We start from the raw sequence: 18,116 nt of genomic DNA on the forward strand, positions 1-18,116 counted from the left end.
CGCGGAACCCGGACCAGACCGGGCGTCCCGGCGGGAGCGGCGGTCAGCGACTGACGCGGACCCGAGCCATGGATCTATGCGGCCTGTTGCACACCCTCCACGGGCAGGTCCAGCCAGTCGGCCCAGCGCGGGTCGGGCGTGCGGTGACCGAGGACACGCCAGGCCACGCCCTTCGGCGCCATGGGGGTGGCATGCAAACGCCAGCCGAGTTCGGCTGGCGTTTTGTCACCTTTGGTGTGGTTGCATCGGGCGCAGGCGGCTACGACGTTCTCCCAGGCGTGCCGCCCGCCCCGGCTGCGTGGCATCACGTGGTCGATGGTCTCGGCCGGGCCGCTGCAGTAGGCGCAACGCCATCCGTCGCGAGCGAATATGCCGCGGCGGGAGAGGCCTATGTGTGTGCGGTACGGCACCCGGACGTAGCGGGTGAGCCGGACCACGGACGGCACCGGCAACTCGTTCATCGCACTGTGGAGGATCCCGTCGCCGTCGGCGACGCACACGGCCTTCGACGTCAGGACCAGGATGGTGGCACGTCTGACAGACACGACACACAGCGGCTCATAGGTGGCATTCAGCACCAGCGCACCCGATACTCGTGCGGGTCGTATGTCAGGCATCGCCGTCCCCCTAGTGCGTGAAGGAAGTCTCCCTGGAATGGGCCCCGAGCGGCCCTGATGCGGCCTCGCGAGGTCTGCTGTGCGGGCCCACCGGCGGTGGTCCGTGGGCTAATCGTCCCTGATAGATCCTCGGATTGCACGTACTATTTGCGGCCGTCGGGTGAACCTTCACCCGTCACCCCCGTTGTTTGGGCGGACTTGCCCCCGTTCGCCCCGGTTTGCTGCTAGGAGCCCCGTGATCAGCCCCATCGCGATGCCGTTCGAGGAGACGCCGAAGCCCGGAAGCACGCCGAGCTGCGCCGACAAATCCGGCCTCTGCGAGCTCGTCTACGACCAGACCAAGAGCAAGTGGCTGGCCGAGAGCAGCTACTGGCTGCTGGTCAAACCGGTGACGATCCTCGTGATCATCGTCGTCGCGCTGATCATCCGGGCGCTGATCCACCGGGCGATCGACCGGCTGATCAAGCACACGGTCAGCGACAACGAGGCCGGCGGCGCGATGCTGCGGCCGCTGCGCAAGCGGCTGCCCACGCTGTCCGCCCCGTCGGAACGGCGCAACCAGCGCGCCCGGGCGCTGGGCTCGGTGCTGCGCAGCATCGCCTCCGCCGTCGTGTTCACGATCGCGACGATGCTCGTGCTCGGCGAGGTCGGCATCAACCTCGGGCCGCTGCTGGCCAGCGCCGGCATCGCGGGCCTGGCGATCGGCTTCGGCGCGCAGAACCTGGTCAAGGACTTCATCGCCGGGCTGTTCATGCTGCTCGAGGACCAGTACGGCGTCGGCGACGTGGTCGACGTGGGCGAGGTCACCGGCACCGTCGAGGCGGTCGGGCTGCGCATCACCACGATCCGCAACTCGGGCGGCGTGGTCTGGTACGTGCGCAACGGCGAGATCGTGCGGGTCGGCAACAAGAGCCAGGGCTGGGCCGTGGTCAACGTCGACGTCCCGGTCGGGTTCGTCTCGGTCGACCAGGCCACCGCCGTGCTGCAGGAGACGGCCGACGCGTTCGCCAACGACCCCGACTACGCCGACGACTTCATGGACCCGCCGCAGGTGCTCGGCGTGGAGCAGCTCAACGCGGACGGCGCGGTGCTGCGGACCACGGTGAAGACGTCGAACGAGGCGCAGTGGCGCATCGGGCGCGAGCTGCGCCGGCGGCTGACCGACTCGCTCGAGCGGGCCGGGATCACGGCCCAGCTCTCGGCCGCGCGCATGTACATCCGCCCGGCCAATGGCGAGGGTGGCGAACCGGGACCGGGCGGACCTACCTGATCGGTGGTATTCGTCCAATCTCACGGCCATCTGTGATCAACCCGGAGGGTAGGGTCGCGCGTCGGGTGGTCAGTCGGTTATCGTCCGTTCGTTCAGGTGCATCGCTGCACAGTGTCCCGGTCCGCCGCCGTTGACCCCTCTCGGGCGGATTGACCGGTTGGGCCGCGCCCGCGAACGTCCCGCCGTCGCGACCACAGGGGAAGGGGGCTCTGCCGGTGCCGCACCCCGACGAGACCGCGAAGCGCCCCGCCACGATCCGCGAGACCCTGGCCAACCGCGAGTTCGCGGCCGTGTTCGCGGCGCAGGCCCAGTCGAGCCTGGGTGACAACGTGGCCCGCGCGGCCGTGGTCGCGCTGGTCTACAAGCAGACGAACTCCCCCCTCATGTCGGCCGCCGCGTTCGCGGTGAGCTACCTGCCCTGGCTCGGCGTCGGGGCCCTGCTGTCGGCCTGGGCCGAGCGGCATCCGTATCGGCGCACCATGATCGGCTGCGACCTGCTGCGCGCCGGGATCATGCTGGTGCTGGCCGCCCTTCCCGGGATGCCGACCGCGCTGGTCATCGCGCTGCTGTTCGGCAACGCGCTGCTGAGCCCGCCGTTCGACGCCTCCCGCTCGGCGCTCATGCCGCAGCTGCTGCAGGGCGAGCGGTACGTCACCGCGATCGTGCTCAACCGCACCACCGGACAGATCTCGCTCATCGCCGGCTACGCGCTCGGCGCCGTGCTCGTGTCCGTGAACGGCTCCCTCGCCCTGCTGGTCAACGGCCTGACGTTCGCGGTCTCGGCGCTGCTCATCAGCCTCGTCGTCGGCGAGCGGGAGCCCGCGCTCAAGCGCGAGGAGCACACCGGCCTGCTGCGCGAGGCGGCCGACGGCTACCGGGTGGTGTTCCGCTCGCCGGTGATGCGCTCGATCGCGCTGATCGTCTTCGCCGGGGTCTGCTTCGGCGTGGTCCCCGAGGGGCTGGCCGCGGCCTGGGCCGCCCACCTCGCCGGGCACGCCGACGCGTTCGGCTTCGGCGTCATCATGACCGCGGCCGCGGCCGGCTTCGTGCTCGGCAGCTCCCTGGTCACGTGGCTGCTGCCGCCCCAGCGCCGGGTCGCGCTCATCCGCCCCCTCGCGATCATCACGCCCCTGGCGCTCGTCCCGGCTCTGCTGCATCCGGACCTGCCGGGCATCGTCGTGATGACCCTGGTCGGGGGCGCCTCGCTGGCGGTCACGCTCCCGGCCGGCAACGGGCTCTTCGTGCAGGTGCTGCCGCCGGCGTACCGGGCCCGCGCGTTCGGCGTGATGCAGAGCGGCGTGCACCTGCTGCAGGGCGGGGCCATCGTGCTCACCGGCTGGCTGGCCACCAGCTACCCGCTCCCCGACGTCGTCGGCTACTTCGGGATCGCCGGGCTCGGCGCCACCGTGCTGATCATCGCCGGCTGGCCGGCGAAGGCGACCATCGCCGACGCGATCGCGGCCAACAAGGTCCGGGCCGCGGCCGTGCAGCACGCCGCCGAGCACGAGAGCATCGACGATCTCGGCGAGGTCACCATCGACCTGGCCCGGGTGCCGCTGCCGCCGCGCCGGCGCCCCTCCCCCGGCCCGCGCCGCGAGCCGATGATGGTCGACCCGCCGGAGGCCACCGTCGATCTGACCGAGCGCACCACGGAGCTCGGTGGCCTCCCGCCCGCACCACCCTCGCGGGCGGCGCGGCATAGTTGATGGCGTGACGTCCCCCAACTTCTACGAGCTCGTCGGTGGCGAGCCGACCTTCCGCAAGCTCGTCGACGAGTTCTACGCCGGCGTGGCCGAGGATCCGATCCTGCGCCCGCTGTATCCCGAGGAGGACCTCGGCCCGGCCAACGAGCGCTTCCGGCTGTTCCTGATGCAGTACTGGGGCGGCCCGACGACGTATTCGGAGAACCGCGGCCACCCGCGCCTGCGGATGCGCCACGCCCCCTTCGTCATCGCCTCCGCCGAGCGCGACGCCTGGCTGCGGCAGATGCGCCGGGCCGTCGACGCGATCGAGCTGGCGCCCGAGCACGAGGCGGTGCTCTGGGACTATCTGGAGCGCGCGGCCCACTTCATGGTCAACGCCGACGACCCGGAAGAATCGGACTCTCCGGCCGTTAAGGTGCTTTAGCTGCATAAGCGTTTCCTTTCGCTACGTTTCCCGTTGTCTTGGCTATGTGCCGCCGTCTCCGGTGGCACCGCCGGACCCACGAAACGACCGAGGAGACGCCTGCATGCGCCGACGCCTGATCGCCGCTGCCGCCACAGCATTGGCCGCATTCGCGGTCGCCATCCCCGCCTCCGCCGCGCTGAACCAGCCGACCCAGGTCTCCACCAACCCCGCCGACTTCACCCCGAACGTGCTCGACGGCGAGGTGCGGGCGTTCGCGCTGGTCGGGGACACGGTGGTGGTCGGCGGCGACTTCAGCACCGTCACCGACGCTCAGCGCAAGGTGCGGTACAGCCGCAAGAACCTGTTCGCGTACCGCGCCGCGACGGGCGAGATCCTGCCGTTCGCGCCACAGCCCGACGCGCCGGTGTTCGCGCTGGCCACGGGGCCGAACAACACCGTCTACGCCGGCGGGGCGTTCCAGAAGATCGCCGGGGGCTCGCAGCGGGGCCTGGCCCAGCTCAGCCTGGCCGACGGCAGCCGCGTGCCGGCCTTCACCGCGGCCATCAACTGGGGCGACGACCGGGCGCTCATCGCGCAGGGGCAGTGGCTCTACGCGGCCGGCTCGTTCAGTGCGATCAACGGCACCCAGCGCGTCGGCCTGGCCCGCCTCGACGCGACCACCGGCGCCGTCGACCCGGCCTTCGACATGAAGCTGGCCGCGCCGCACCTGACCCGCGTGAAGCTCGAGGACCTGGCGCTGACGCCGGACGGGCACCGGCTGGCCGCGATCGGCGCGGTCGAGCAGGCGGCCGGGCAGTGGCGGGCCCAGGTCGTGATGATCGACATTCCGGCGACGGGGGCGGTGCGGCTCGCGGACTGGTACACGGACGCGTACGCGCACGAGTGCCGGGCGGGCTTCGAGACGTACCTGCGCGGCATCGACTTCGACCCGACGGGCACGTACGCGACGATCGTGGCGACGGGCCGCAAGTGGGGCCAGGACCTCATGTGCGACACGGCGGCGCGCTTCGACCTGCGCGGCAGCGGGCTGCACAAGCCGCTGTGGGTGAACCACACGGGCGGGGACTCGCTCTACTCGGTGGCCGACACCGGGGCCGCGATCTACGTCGGCGGGCACCAGCGCTGGATGGACAACCCGCAGGGCCGCGAGACGGCCGGCCCCGGCGCGGTGTCGCGGCCGGGCATCGCGGCCATCAACCCGCAGACGGGCAAGGCGACGGCGTGGAACCCGCAGCGCAACCCGCGGGGCGTCGGCGCCCGGGCGCTGCTGGCGACGCCCCAGGGCCTGCTGGTGGGCTCGGACACGGAGAAGATCGGCGGCGAGTACCACGCCCGGCTGGCGCTGCTCCCGCTCTCCTGAGCCCGCGAACGAAAGCGGCCCCCGTCCTCGGACGGGGGCCGCTTTCATGTGGGGTGACTGATGGGATTTGAACCCACGACACCCGGGACCACAACCCGGTGCTCTGCCAACTGAGCTACAGCCACCATGAACTCGCCCGCTTATAGTAGGGCATGCGGGACGGGATTCGTCGACAGGGTTATGACGCGTTCGTGTCGCCTTCCCGGCTCAACTCGGCGGCGATCCCCTTGGCGGTCTCGACGTCGGGGCCAGGCAGCGGCACGAAGAGGGTTCGGCGGTAGTACTCCAGCTCGCGGATGCTCTCGCGGATGTCGGCGAGGGCCCGGTGGGCGAGGCCCTTCGGGGGCTGGCCGAAGTACACGCGCGGATACCAGCGCCGGCACAGCTCCTTGATCGAGGAGACGTCGATCATCCGGTAGTGCAGGTGGTGGTCGAGGCGCGGCATGTCCCTCGCCAGGAAGCCGCGGTCGGTCGCGATCGAGTTGCCGCACAGCGGGGCCGTGCGCGGGTCGCGGACGTGCTCGGTGATGTAGGACATGATGAGGTCCTCGGCCTCGGCCACCGTCACCGTGGAGGCGCGCACCGCCTCGGTGAGGCCCGACTTGGCGTGCATGTCGCGCACGACCTCGAGCATCCCGCCCAGCGCCGCGTCGTCGGCGTGGATCACCACGTCGACGCCCTCGCCGAGCACGTTGAGATCGGGGTCGGTCACCAGCGCCGCGACTTCGATCAGCGCGTCCTTCCCCAGATCGAGCCCCGTCATCTCACAGTCGATCCAGACCAAAAGATCACCCACACTGGACAGCCTAGTGTTCATTCGGCCGACTTCTCGCTCCTCGGTGCGGGCAACCACTCATACTGCGCCATGTCGTTACCAAAGCCGGGCTCCGATGTGGCGCGCGTCACGGCATGGCGACCGACTCGGCGGGCTTCTCGGCCTTCTCGGCGGGCTCGTCGCCGACCTCCAGCGGGGCCCACGTGAACTGCAGCTCGATGTTGGGCATCGCCGGCAGCGGCGGGAGGTCGATCTCGAGCGCGGCGTCCTCGGGGGCGGGGCGGTCGAGCTCACACTCCTCCAGGGCCGGCTTCTCGGGCTTCGCCGGGGGTGTCGCATCCGCGTCGGCGGCCTTGAGGACGTCGGCGAGGGTGGCCATGACGCGCTCGTTCGCCGTTCCGGGAGCCTCGGCTTCGGCCTCGGTCTGCTGCTCCTCGGCCTGCTGACCCTCGGCCTGCTGACCCTCGGCCTGCTGCTCCGTCTGCCCATCCGCCTGCTGCTGCTCCTCCGCCTTCGGCTCCTTGGGCCCCTCGGACTCCTTCGGCGCGGTCTGCGCAGGGATCGGGAGCGGCTCCGGGGCGGGGGCCGGGGCGGCGGCCTGCAGCGCCGGGCGGGCCGGGGGCCAGGCGAGCGTGATCAGGGCGAGGAAGAACAGGGCGCCGCCGAGCATGAGCAGGCCGCCGGTGGTGGGGCCGAGCCAGGCGGGGGCGAGGCGGGCGGTGATCGCGGCGTCGATGCCGGCCCGGCCGTCGGCGCGCATCACGACGAGCGCGAGGTGCTTGCCCCGCAGGGCCGAGGACGACCAGGTGAGCCGGGCCTCGCCGGCGCGCTGCTCGCTGCGGGCGATCCAGAACTTCTCCTGGGCCGGGCGCTTCGCCTCCGGGTCGTTCGCGGGCGCGTTTGCCGCGGCCGGGTTCGCCGCGTCAGGGTTCGTCGCGGCCAGGTTCGCCCCGTCCGGGTTCGCCGCGTCAGGGTTCGCCGCGGCCGGGTCCGCCGCCTGGTTGGCCGCCTGGTTCGCGGCCTGGTTGGCCGCCTGGTTCGCGGCCTGGTTGGCGGCCTGGTTCGCGGCGCCGGCGAGGTCGGCGGGGTCGTTGCGGGCGGCCGCCTGGTTCGCGGTGCGGTTCGCGGGCTCGGCGGTCAGCTCGACCGGCAGCGGGCCGCGGGCGAGGCGGACGTGGGTCAGGCTCGTGTGGGCCCGGCCGTCGAGGTAGCGCTTGACGTCCGCGGTGGGCGCGAGCCCGATGAAGAGCGGGCCGCCGGAGCCGACCGCCGACAGGCTGAGCGTGGTCTGCCCACCCCGCGCGAACGGCGCGTCGGCTCGCAGGAGCGCGTCGACGTCGGGCACGACGACGGCGGTGCCGTCGGCACGGACCCGCTCCAGTCGCGCCGAGAACGTGTCGTCGGCGGCCCGATGCTCCATGGCGAGCAGGAGTCCGCCACCGGCGAGAGCCAGCGGCACCGCGATGAGCAGCAGCAGCGCGCCGACACCCGCCCGAACCAGACGCACGACCATGGCAGCGGCCCCTCTTCCCCCCGGCGTTACACTCCCGACATTACCGGCAATTCGGGCGCACACTGCACGTATCGTCTGAAAACCGCAGAATGTCGCGGTTTTCGCGCTATTTGACCGGGACCTGGACCGTCACCGTGCTCTGGTTCAGGTCGTCCACCCGGGCCGTGAACTTGAACTCCCAGGTGCCCGCGGACACCAGCGAGACCTGGCCGATCGCGTGGTCGTCGCTCACCGCGAGCGTCGGCACGGTCAGCGGCTCGATGCCCTTGGACGGCAGCGCCGCCGTCGCCTTCCACTCGACGACCGTCTGGGGGCCGGAGCCGTCGGGCTTGACCGCGTACAGATGCACGGAGTTCATGCCGACGGTCGCCGGGGAGATGTCGACCTGGATCTTGAGCAGGTTCGTGGAGACCACCGTGTCGAAGGGGCCCGGCGGGGTGTCGCTCTGCCCGGCGCGGGCCGGGCTCGTCTGGACCAGCACGGAGGTCAGGGCGAGCACCACCACGGCGATCGCGACCTCGGCGATGACCGCGGTGCGCAGCCGGCGCCGGTCGCACTCCTCGATCACCGGCGCCTCCGTCACCGGCTGCTCCGCCACCGGCTGCTCGTCGTCCACCGGCTCGTCGTCGTCCTCCGGATCGTCCGGCACGGCGGGGGTGGCCGGGGCGAAGCGGCGGCTGGTCAGGCGCCGCGAATACGCCGCGACCGCCACCACGACGGCGAGCAGCGCGACCTTGGCGATGACGATCTGGCCGTACGTCGTGCCGGTGAGCGCGTCGAGGGTCCCGATCTCCACGAGGGCCTGCGCGGTGCCCGCGAGCACGAGCACCGTGATGGCGAAGAGCGCCCACCCGGACCACACCGGCACGATCGCACTCAGCTCGCGGGCGTTCGCGCGGCGCAGCAGGAAGCCGAAGAGCATGACGAGCCCGCCCAGCCAGACGGACATGGCCGCGAGGTGGGCGGCGTCGGCGACCACGGTCAGCGTCGGGACCGGCGAGGCGCTCGGGTGGCCCGAGATCGGCCAGGTCGCGAGCCCGACGACGCCGAGGATCACGAGCATGGTCTGGTCGAACTTCCCGGCCCGCCCGGCGATCACGGGGCGCAGCAGGATCGCGGTCGCGAGCACGGCGCCGAGCCGGACCAGGTGCGCGGCGCCGAACGGGGTGCCCATCACCTCGCTCGCGGCCGCGCCGGTGATGTCGAAGAGCGTGGTGCCCGCGGTGTACGGGATCTGGACGTACAACTCCAGGATCGTGCTCACCCCGAGCACTCCGGCGCCGGTCAGCGCGAGGCGGCCCGGGTCGCGCGTGGACAGCCGGCGCGGCCACAGCGCGAACAGGATGAGCGCGGGTCCGACCAGCAGCACGAGGCCCGCGAAGCCGAGGAAGCGCGCGACCGACATGGCGTTCTTGACCACGGCGTCGGTCTGCACGCCGGAGCCGGCGTCGTCGGGGTTCGGGGTGGCCGACGGCTGGCCGTAGGAGAAGCTGTAGCCGCCGCTGACCGGGTGGCTGTCGGCCGAGATGACCCGGTAGCTGACCAGGTAGGTGCCCTTCGCACCGCCGGGCTTGAGCGGGATGACGAGCTCCTGGTCGCGCACGACGGGCTTGCCCGTGTCGGCCCGGCCGCCGTCCGGCGCGACGACCTTGATCTTGTCCGCGACGAGCCGGACCTGCTCGCTGAAGGTCAGCGTCACCTCGCCGGGCATGTCGTTGAGCACCGTGCCGGCGACCGGCGCGGTCTTCTCCAGTTCCGCGTGCGCGCTGGCGGGCGCGGCGGGCAGCACGAGGATGGCCAGGGCGCCGAGGAGCATCGCCAGGGGGACGGACCATCTGCGTCGGGTCATGGGTTCATGATTTCGCGCCGGTCATTTCGAGTTGGTCGCGGGGCGGCGGCGAAAAGTTCCCGACGGCTCCCTCATGACGTTGCGTAGCGACGTGTGTCGACCTCGTCGCGGCGGATTTTTGTCGTACCCGGGAGCTACAGTCGGGGCATGACGACGACGCGCCTCGAGCCGGGTGACACCGCCCCCGAGTTCACGCTGCAGACGGACCGGGACGAGCCCCTGTCGCTGGCCGACCTCCGCGGCCGCAAGGTCGTCCTCTACGCCTACCCGGCCGCCATGACGCCCGGCTGCACCAAGCAGGCGTGCGACTTCCGCGACAACCTTGCGTCACTGCAGGCCGCCGGCTACGAGGTCGTGGGCATCTCGCCCGACGCCCCCGCGAAGCTGGCCAAGTTCCGCGAGCGCGACGCGATCACGTTCCCGCTGGTCTCCGACCCCGACCGCGCGATCCTGCGCGCCTACGGGGCCTACGGCGAGAAGCAGAACTACGGCCGCACCGTCCTCGGCGTGATCCGCTCCACCTTCGTGATCGACGAGAAGGGCCTCGTCGAGCGCGCCATGTATAACGTGCGCGCCACCGGCCACGTCGCCAAGCTGCGCAAAGACCTCGGTCTGGACTGACTGCGTTCTTGCGCCACGGACCTGGCAGCGACGGCGCGCAGCGCCAAGCGGTGTCTGGCGGGAGCAACGGTCCGCCGCTGACACGGACCCGAGTCATGGTCTGCGCACTTTGCTACCGGCCCGGCAGGCGGCGGGAATTGGTGAAGCCCGGTGGAGTATCCATCCACCGGGCTTCGGCTTGCCGCCCAATTGCGCACACCGGCGACGTTTGAAGAACGAAGATCAGATTATGACGTCGCGCTCTTCGATTGAGCTATCGGCCCATGGAGAGGACCGAGCGGGAGTTGAACCCGCAACCTCGACGACTGGCGTCCCGTTCGGTTGATCCGGCGTTCGGCGGCGGATGCTCAGACTGGAGCGAGAAGTTGAGTTTGTGTTTCGGCTCCCGCGGCCGCCTCTACCGTTGGGCTACGCCGTCTCGAGTCGTGACGGCGGGAGGAATCGAACCTCCACGTTGACACCGCGCGCACCTGTCAAACTGAGCCTCAGGTTCAGCCTGCGCTCCTTGCGCACCGCCGATCGTAGTCGCTCGGCACCGATCGGCGAAACGCGATTTCCGCCCCGCCGCGCGGTCAGGCGCCGAACAGGTAGCGGAAGACCTTCTCGCCGGTCTCCTGCTCCACGACCTGCACGCCGTTGGCCTCCTCGCGGGCGAACTTCACCGCGGCCTGCAGCTTCTCGACGCGCTCGACGAGCTCGTTCACGCGCTTGGCCGGCAGGGCACCGGAGAACTTGACGGTCTTCCAGTAGCCGATGACCACGTCCTCGTAGTAGACCTCGACCTGCGCCGGATGCTTCTCCGTCGCCTCGGCCTTGACGTGGTTGCGCGGGATCTTCTTCGTGCGGGTGGTCTGCGTCGGCTCGGTCGCGTACGTGTCGGCCGAGGCGTCGTAGACCCACGTCTCCGCGGCGTCGAGGATCGGCAGCTTGCGCACGAAGGTCAGGAGGTCGGCGAGCTGCTTCTCCAGGAAGAGCAGGTACGACACCGGAACCTCGCGCAGGAGGACCTGGCCGTCGACCGAGACGTCCGCGCGCGCGACGCAGTTCGTCCAGTCCTTGGTGGCGGTGACGTCGAACAGGCGGGTGAGGATCGTGCCGGTCTGGCGGAGCACCTCCTCGGCCTTGACCTGCACCCGGGTGGACTCGGGCGGGAGCTGCTCGCCCTCCTCGTCCTTCGGGCGATAGGTGCGGGAGATGCCGGCCAGCAGCGCCGGCTTCTGCAGAACGTGGTGGGCCTCGGTGAGCTCCTGGAACGAGCGGGACTTCACGCCCTTCTCGACCGCGATGATCTGATTCAGCTTCGTCATGATGCGCCCGAGTGTACGAGGCCGAAAAAAGGTTGCAGTACCGATAAACGGCGGCGCAGCCGGAGCATGGCGCGCGCAGGAAGCACTCAAGGCGGTGGGGCCGGTGAGAGTCGAACTCACACTGGCACGGACCTAAACCGTGTGCCTCTGCCATTGGGCTACGGCCCCCGCGTAACGCAGAGACACAATACTCACGCCAGGCGTGTGATCTCCACCGTGACGCCCAGGTGCTTGCTCGGCGCGCCGTGGTACACCCCGCGCAGCGGCGGCACGTCGTCGTAGTCGCGGCCGCGGGCGACCACCACATGCCGCGGCCCGACGGGCACGCCGTTGGTCGGGTCGAACCCGGTCCACTCCCCCGCCCACCACTCGACCCAGGCGTGGCTCTGCCCGGCGACCGTCTCGCCGACCTCGGCCTCGACCTTGGGGTGCAGGTAGCCGGAGACGTAGCGCGCGGGAATCCCCCGGGCCCGCAGCAGGCCCACGGTCAGGTGCGCGATGTCCTGGCAGACCCCCTGGCGCAGGTCCCACGCCTCCTGGGCGCTGGTCTGCACGCCGGTCGAGCCCGGGACGTACGACACCTGATCCCGCACCCAGTGACAGACGGCCTCGGCGGCGTCGCCCGGGGAGCCGCCGCACGCGGCCCAGACCTCGGCGGCGAGGGCCGGGGCGACCGCGGTGAGCCGCGAGTGCGCGAGGAACTCGGCGTGCGCGTCGAGCACCAGGTCGGTGCCGAGGTCGGACCAGCCGAGCGAGGTCGCGGGCGCCGGGGGCGGCGACACCTCGACCAGGCTGCTGGAGACGACGCGCAGCTGCTGGTGCGGGCGGTGCAGATCGAACGCGGTGACCTGGGTGGCCCAGTAGTCGTGGTAGCGGTACGTGGTCGCCCCCGGCGTGACCTCGACCTGGCTGAAGAGCGTCGTCTGCCACGGCAGGGTCAGCGGGGTCAGCCGCGCCTCGTTGTAGGAGGCCGAGACCGTGCCGGCGTACTTGTAGCCGGTGACGTGCCGGATCTTCAGGCGCCAGTTCATGAGCCACCCCAAGCGACTGTGCCCCACGTGACGGGCGTGGACTGCGGGAAGTACCGGGCCGTGATCGCCGCGCTCGCCGTCGCGCAGGTCTGCTGCAGCGCGCGCAGGTGCTGCGGGAGCTCGGCCAGCAGCATGGTCGTGTCGGCGTACTCCAGCCGCGTGCGGATCTGCCCGATCGGCCGGCGCGCGGCGTCGGTCACGCCCGCGCGTTCCGTCGTGGGGGCCAGGTCGACGAGGCACTGCTCGGCGGTGCCCAGGGCATGCAGGGCGGACCGGGGGAACAGCCGGTCCAGGAGCAGGAACTCGGTGACCCGCTGCGGGTCGAACGTGCCGCCGTGGGTGCGCAGGAACGCCTCGTCGGCGCCACACGAGCGCAGCACCGTGCGCCAGCCGGTCACCTCGTCGGGCGTGTTGGTCTGGATCGACAGCAGCCGCGCGGTCATGTCGACCCGCTCCAGGCTGCGCCCGAGGACCAGGAACCGCCAGCCGTCGTCGCGGCTCATCGTGGACTCGGCGAGCCCGGCGAGCACGGCCGCCCGCTCGCGCACGTAGCTGAGGAAGACCGTCGGCCCGAGCCGCTCGGCCGCCACCCGGCGCGACGCCAGCGTGTGCCAGGTGACGTTGAGGCATTCCCACATCTCGCTGGAGATCGTCTCGCGCACGCCCCGCGCGTTGTCGCGGGCCGCCACGATCGCGCCGGAGATCGCGCTCGGGTCCTCGGCGTCGAACGCGAGCAGCTCCAGCACGTCGCCGGTGGTGAGCCGGCGGTCCTGCGGCGCGGGGGCGCCGAGGATCGACATGAGCGTGCGGCAGGCCGCGTCCTCGTCGGCCCACGGGTCCTCGATCAGCCGGCCGAGGAAGGCGTCGAGGATGCGCGCGGTGTCGTCGGCGCGCTCGATGTACCGGCCGATCCAGAACAGCGACTCCGCGATGCGACTGAGCATCTGCCCTCCTCCCTACTGCTGCTGTCCGGCCATCTGGGCGGCCGCGGGCCCGCTGTCGCGCGGGCTCCCGCCGGTGTCGCGGGGCTCGGCGGCGACCCGCGGCTGCGGTGGCGGCGCCGGATCGCCCGGGTGGGCCAGCACCCAGGTGTCCTTGGAGCCGCCGCCCTGGCTGGAGTTGACCACGAGCGCCCCCTCGGGCAGCGCGACGCGGGTCAGCCCGCCGGGCAGCAGCCAGATCTCGTTGCCGTCGTTGACCGCGAACGGCCGCAGGTCGATGTGGCGCGGCGCGACCCGGTCCCCGAGCAGCGTCGGCGACGTGGACAGCGCGACGGGCCACTGCGCGATCCAGCCGCGCGGGTCCTGCTCGACCGCCCGCCGCAGCCTGGCCAGGGTCTCCTCGGAGGCCTGCGGCCCGATCACGATCCCCTTGCCCCCGGCGCCGTCGACCGGCTTGAGCACGAGCTGGTCGAGCCGGCCGAGCACATCGTGGAGCACCTCGGGGTCGCGGTCGTCGAGCCGGTACGTCTCCACGTTGTCGATCAGCGGCTCCTCGGCGAGGTAGTAGCGGATCAGGTCGGGCACGTACGTGTACAGCAGCTTGTCGTCGGCGACCCCGTTGCCCACCGCGTTGGCGAGCGTGACCTGCCCCGCCCGCGCCGCGTTCACGATCCCCGGGCACCCGATCACCGAGTCCGGCCGGAAGTGCAGCGGATCGATGAAGTCGTCGTCGACGCGCCGGTAGACGACGTGCACCGGCCGCTCGCCCTGCGTGGTGCGCATCCGCACCCGATTGCCGCTGCACACGAGGTCGCGCCCCTCGACGAGCTCGACGCCCATGAGCCGCGCGAGCAGCGCGTGCTCGAAGTAGGCGGCGTTGTAGACCCCGGGCGTCAGCACCACGACGGTCGGATCGTCGACCCCTTCGGGCGCCGCGGCCCGCAGCGCCGCGAGGAGCCGAGCCGGATAGTCGTCGACGGGCCGCACGCGCGCATCGGCGAACAGCGCCGGCATCGTGTGCGTGAGCGCCCGCCGGTTCTCGATCACGTACGACACTCCCGACGGAATGCGGAGGTTGTCCTCCAGCACCCGGAAATGCCCCTGCTCGTCCCGCACCAGGTCGACGCCGCTGATGTGCACCCGCACGCCGTTGGGCGGCTCGATGCCGTACGCCTGCCGATGAAAGTGCGCACTCGTCGTGATCAGCTTCCGCGGCACGACCCCATCGGCGAACACGCGTCCGGCCCCGTAGATGTCGGCCAGAAACGCCTCGAGCGCCTTGACCCGCTGCTGCACCGCGGCGGTGAGAAGATCCCACTCCGCGGCGTCGAGGATGCGCGGAATGAGGTCGAGCGGGAACGGCCGCTCCTCCCCGGCGTACGCGAACGTGACCCCGCGATCGGTGAACACCCGAGCGAGCTGATCGGCCCGAAACCGCAGGTCAGCGGGGGCGAGGGGCTGGAGCGCGGCAAACAACGACCGATAGGGCGACCGCGGCTGCCCGGGGCGTTCGAACATCTCGTCCCACGCCTCGAACATGGCCCCGGACATCGAGTACTCATCGAAGATGTCCGCCATGAACGGAGCCTAGGCACGAACCGTTTCACTCACATTACCGATGTGTTTTGACTACTGATCTTGCATCGATAGCCCCGCTTCGATGCTTCGCGCAGGCACCCGTACGGCAGCTCGACGATCGAACGGCCCCCGCCGCCCCGGTGCCACAGCCAACGTTCCTGGGCGCCCCTCTACGACGGTCGCCGTCCCGGTGGCCCCGAGCGCCGCTACGACAGATCCCGCGGCGACCCGACCTCCTTCATCGCCTCAGCCAGCGCCATCAACGACCGCACACCGCGTTGCGCCCCTCTACGACGGTCGCCATCCCGGTGGCCCGAGCGCCGCTACGACAGACCCCGCGGCGACCCGACCTCCTTCATCGCCTCAGCCAGCGCCATCAACGACCGCACCACCGCATTGCGCCCCTCCCCTCCGTGCAGCATCTTCCGCGGCTCCCGAATCCGCTCCACCCCGATCGCATGCGCCCCCGCCCGCTGCGTCGCCGACATCGCCGAGAACGTCGCGCACACCACCGCCGCATCCTGCGCCTGAACCCCGATCGCCTCGAGCACCGGCGCCATCGTCCGGATCGCCGGATTCCGCATCGCGAACCCCCGCCCCAGCGCCGGCCCGACGAGCCCGCGCAGCCCGAGCCGGTGCAGGTACCGCCCAACCGCCGACTCGCTGTGCGGCGCGTACACGGCGACCGACCGCCCGGTCGCCCGGCACGCCTCGAGCAACTCGGCCGATCCCGTGGTCACCGGCACCCAGTCCGCCGCGTCGACCTCAGCGTCGTGGATCAGCTGCTCGGCCCTGCGCCCCACCTCCTCCGACACCTCGTACGCCTCGGCCAGCACCTCGAACGGGTTGTCACTCGTGCCGCCCAGGATCGACATCCGATGCCCGGCCTCCCGCAGCATCTCGCCGACCTGCCACGCCACCGCCTCCGGCTCGGGCAGCAGGTTCCCGAGCACGCTGAACGTCACGACGACGTGATGCGTGCGATCGAGGATCTCGGCAAGATGGGGCCGCACCCGCCCGGGCGTCACGCCTTGATCATGTCCCGCCAGCAGCACCCCGCGACGCGTTATGCCACTTTCGCCTCGCCGTCCGGCGTGCTCTCGTCGTCAGTGTCCGAATCCCACGCATCACCTCCGCCACCGGCTACTTCCACACGCCTCGCACCCGCCGTCGGCGCACGGACCTCACGAACCGCCCGGGCCGGGCGCCGCGAGCGGACGTCCCCCGACTCGCCGATCAGCGCTGCCCCGGATGCTCCGAGCCGCAGCGAACGACGAGAACCGCAGCGGCCGGTGAACGACACCCGCCTGCAATTGGTTGCCGTCGTCGCCTCACCGCCAGCGCGGCCCGGCCGCCCGGCGCCGTCAGACGACCGCGATCTTGTCGCCGATCGCGATTCTCCCGCGCATGTCCGGGATGAGGTTGACAGCGAACAGCAGCCCAGTCGGGAACCGCCGGTGCTTGGCCAGCACTCGCAGCGGCTGCCGCCCCTTCTCCCCCGTCTCGGGGTCGATGGTGGTCAGCACGCACCGTTCGCACGCCTTCGGCACACGGAAGGTGACCTCGCCGATGACGATTCGGCGGCCGATCCAGTCGTCCTCCGCCCAGGCCGGGGCGCCGGAGACGACGACGTTGGGCCGGAACCGCGTCATCGCGATGGGCTCGTCCCCCTCCTCGGCCAGCCAGTCGTTGACCGCCCGCAGCGAGGCCTCGTTGGCCAGCAGGAGCGGGTATCCGTCGGCGAAGCTGACCCGATCGTCCGGCGTCCCGTACGCCGGGTCGACCGGCCGCCGGGCCGGATCGTCGAGGTGGAACAGGCGGGCCGGCCGGCCGATCACCTGCGACACCCAGCGGTTCGCGACGTCCCCCGCGGACGTCGCGGCGATCCACATGTGGAAGTGCTTGATGTCGGATGTCTCGGCCGACGGGTACGGCACCGCGAGCGGCTCCGCCCCCTCCGCCTCCAGCACCAGCCCGAGGCCGTTGTACCGCGGGCGGACCCGACCCAGCGACGGCCAGTCCCGTTGGGTGATCAGCTTGGCCGCCTCGTCGACGACGATCCAGCGGCGGTCGCCGGCGAGCCCCCAGGGCTCGACTTCCGCGCTTTCCGCCTCGACGCGGTAGCAGCTCTTGATCGGATAGGTCGCGAGGTAACTCAGCCGCACGCTCAGAGAGTCGCATGGTCATCCCTCCTCCTGCCAACATTCTGAATGACCTCATGCACTTGACGCAAGCCTGAAAGCCGACTTACATTGACCCCATGACTTCCACCCCGCGCCAGCGGATACTCGACCTCTTCGACGGACAGCGGCTCACGCCAGTCCAGCGGCGCATCGCGCGCATCCTGGTCGAGCACGCCGGGCAGGCCGGTTATCTCTCCAGCGGCGACCTGGCGACCCTTGCGGGCGTGAGTCAGCCGTCGGTGACCCGGTTCGCAACGGCGCTGGGGTTCGAGGGCTATCCCGCGCTCCGCGACCAACTGCGCGTCACGATCGACGGCTACCGGCACGGCTCATCCACAGTGGACGGTGCCGACGAGTCGGCCGCGGCCAGCCAGTTCGAGCAGGCACTCGGCGACGAGATCACCAACCTGCAGCAGCTCTCCGCCATGCTCAAGGACCCCGGGCCGCTGCACGAGGCAGGGCAGTTACTGATGGCGAGCCGCCCACTGCCGGTCCTCGGCCTGCGGGCGGCCGCGGCGATCGCGGGAGCGTTTGCCTACTTCGCGGCCAAGGTCCATCCGGATGTACGGTTTGTGCAGGAGCAAGGCAGCCTGCTCGCGGATCGTCTGGAACAGGCGCGCGCGGCCGGTGCAGTTGCGATGCTGGCGTTTGTGCTGCCCCGATATCCGCGCGAGGCGGTCGACGCGCTCCGGGAAGCGCGGGCCGCGGGTCTTCGTGTCGTCACCGTGACGGACTCACCGGTCAGCCCGGCGGCCGCCGAGTCGGACGTGGTGCTCACCGCGCCGGTGGGCTCCCGCCTGGTCTTCGACATGCACACCGCGCCGATGGCGATGGTGACGATCCTGCTCCAGGCGATGTGCGACTCCGCACCGGCCGAAACCCAGGAACGGCTCGAGGCGTTCGAGCGCTCCGCCGCCACTCGTCAGGTATTCCTGCCCTAA

At 71.2% G+C, this 18,116-nt stretch carries 16 protein-coding genes and 2 tRNA genes; 6 read left to right on the top strand and 12 right to left on the bottom strand.

Annotated elements, in window-relative coordinates:
• Positions 1-74: 74 nt before the first annotated feature.
• Positions 75-617: an HNH endonuclease gene (locus ACQP2P_RS41150; protein WP_433610403.1), complete on the bottom strand. Its 543-nt coding sequence runs from the start codon at positions 615-617 to the stop codon at positions 75-77.
• Positions 618-870: 253 nt separating this feature from the next.
• Between ACQP2P_RS41150 and ACQP2P_RS41155 the strand changes: the two genes are divergently transcribed.
• The 4 genes from ACQP2P_RS41155 to ACQP2P_RS41170 all read left to right on the top strand — a co-directional run bounded on the left by ACQP2P_RS41155 (position 871) and on the right by ACQP2P_RS41170 (position 5,377).
• Positions 871-1,887, top strand: coding sequence for a mechanosensitive ion channel family protein (locus tag ACQP2P_RS41155; RefSeq protein WP_433619486.1), 1,017 nt, complete (start codon positions 871-873; stop codon positions 1,885-1,887).
• Positions 1,888-2,102: 215 nt separating this feature from the next.
• Complete coding sequence (locus ACQP2P_RS41160) at positions 2,103-3,593, top strand: MFS transporter (RefSeq protein WP_433610405.1); 1,491 nt, start codon at positions 2,103-2,105, stop codon at positions 3,591-3,593.
• The gene (locus ACQP2P_RS41165) at positions 3,547-4,014 is read left to right on the top strand and encodes a globin (protein ID WP_433610407.1); all 468 of its coding nucleotides are present in this window, start codon (positions 3,547-3,549) and stop codon (positions 4,012-4,014) included. Before ACQP2P_RS41160 ends, ACQP2P_RS41165 begins: the two co-directional genes overlap by 47 nt.
• A gap of 103 nt (positions 4,015-4,117) precedes the next feature.
• Positions 4,118-5,377, top strand: a complete 1,260-nt coding sequence (locus ACQP2P_RS41170) for a delta-60 repeat domain-containing protein (RefSeq protein WP_433610409.1) — start codon at positions 4,118-4,120, stop codon at positions 5,375-5,377.
• Between the two features lie 49 nt (positions 5,378-5,426).
• On the opposite strand, the gene ACQP2P_RS41175 is transcribed toward ACQP2P_RS41170, so the two are convergent.
• From ACQP2P_RS41175 to ACQP2P_RS41190, 4 genes are all read right to left on the bottom strand, one after another.
• Positions 5,427-5,502, bottom strand: a tRNA-His gene (locus tag ACQP2P_RS41175).
• A gap of 53 nt (positions 5,503-5,555) precedes the next feature.
• Positions 5,556-6,194, bottom strand: coding sequence for an oligoribonuclease (gene orn / locus ACQP2P_RS41180; protein WP_433610411.1), 639 nt, complete (start codon positions 6,192-6,194; stop codon positions 5,556-5,558).
• A gap of 85 nt (positions 6,195-6,279) precedes the next feature.
• A complete protein-coding gene (locus ACQP2P_RS41185; RefSeq protein ID WP_433610413.1) occupies positions 6,280-7,665 on the bottom strand; it encodes a hypothetical protein in 1,386 nt (461 codons plus the stop codon).
• 106 nt (positions 7,666-7,771) lie between these two features.
• On the bottom strand, positions 7,772-9,514 hold the full coding sequence (locus tag ACQP2P_RS41190) for a copper resistance CopC/CopD family protein (protein ID WP_433610415.1): 1,743 nt from the start codon (positions 9,512-9,514) through the stop codon (positions 7,772-7,774).
• 147 nt (positions 9,515-9,661) lie between these two features.
• Between ACQP2P_RS41190 and bcp the strand changes: the two genes are divergently transcribed.
• Positions 9,662-10,135, top strand: coding sequence for a thioredoxin-dependent thiol peroxidase (gene bcp, locus ACQP2P_RS41195; protein WP_433610417.1), 474 nt, complete (start codon positions 9,662-9,664; stop codon positions 10,133-10,135).
• A gap of 572 nt (positions 10,136-10,707) precedes the next feature.
• On the opposite strand, the gene ACQP2P_RS41200 is transcribed toward bcp, so the two are convergent.
• The 7 genes from ACQP2P_RS41200 to ACQP2P_RS41230 all read right to left on the bottom strand — a co-directional run bounded on the left by ACQP2P_RS41200 (position 10,708) and on the right by ACQP2P_RS41230 (position 17,157).
• Positions 10,708-11,442, bottom strand: a complete 735-nt coding sequence (locus ACQP2P_RS41200) for a hypothetical protein (protein WP_433610419.1) — start codon at positions 11,440-11,442, stop codon at positions 10,708-10,710.
• Positions 11,443-11,537: 95 nt separating this feature from the next.
• A tRNA-Leu gene (locus ACQP2P_RS41205) sits at positions 11,538-11,610 on the bottom strand.
• Positions 11,611-11,633: 23 nt separating this feature from the next.
• Positions 11,634-12,473 carry a transglutaminase family protein gene (locus ACQP2P_RS41210; RefSeq protein ID WP_433610421.1) on the bottom strand — a complete coding sequence of 280 codons (840 nt, stop codon included), beginning with the start codon at positions 12,471-12,473 and terminating at the stop codon, positions 11,634-11,636.
• On the bottom strand, positions 12,470-13,417 hold the full coding sequence (locus ACQP2P_RS41215) for an alpha-E domain-containing protein (RefSeq protein WP_433610423.1): 948 nt from the start codon (positions 13,415-13,417) through the stop codon (positions 12,470-12,472). Before ACQP2P_RS41215 ends, ACQP2P_RS41210 begins: the two co-directional genes overlap by 4 nt.
• A gap of 12 nt (positions 13,418-13,429) precedes the next feature.
• Positions 13,430-14,992, bottom strand: a complete 1,563-nt coding sequence (locus tag ACQP2P_RS41220; protein WP_433610425.1) for a circularly permuted type 2 ATP-grasp protein — start codon at positions 14,990-14,992, stop codon at positions 13,430-13,432.
• Positions 14,993-15,315: 323 nt separating this feature from the next.
• Positions 15,316-16,020 carry a hypothetical protein gene (locus ACQP2P_RS41225; RefSeq protein ID WP_433610427.1) on the bottom strand — a complete coding sequence of 235 codons (705 nt, stop codon included), beginning with the start codon at positions 16,018-16,020 and terminating at the stop codon, positions 15,316-15,318.
• A 336-nt stretch (positions 16,021-16,356) separates the two neighbouring features.
• The gene (locus ACQP2P_RS41230; RefSeq protein WP_433610429.1) at positions 16,357-17,157 is read right to left on the bottom strand and encodes an MOSC domain-containing protein; all 801 of its coding nucleotides are present in this window, start codon (positions 17,155-17,157) and stop codon (positions 16,357-16,359) included.
• 95 nt (positions 17,158-17,252) lie between these two features.
• On the opposite strand from ACQP2P_RS41230, the gene ACQP2P_RS41235 reads away from it, so the two are divergent.
• Positions 17,253-18,116, top strand: a complete 864-nt coding sequence (locus tag ACQP2P_RS41235; RefSeq protein WP_433610431.1) for a MurR/RpiR family transcriptional regulator — start codon at positions 17,253-17,255, stop codon at positions 18,114-18,116.

The organism is Dactylosporangium sp. CA-139114 (genome assembly GCF_050955725.1).
In the GTDB taxonomy this organism is placed as follows: Bacteria; Actinomycetota; Actinomycetes; order Mycobacteriales; family Micromonosporaceae; genus Dactylosporangium.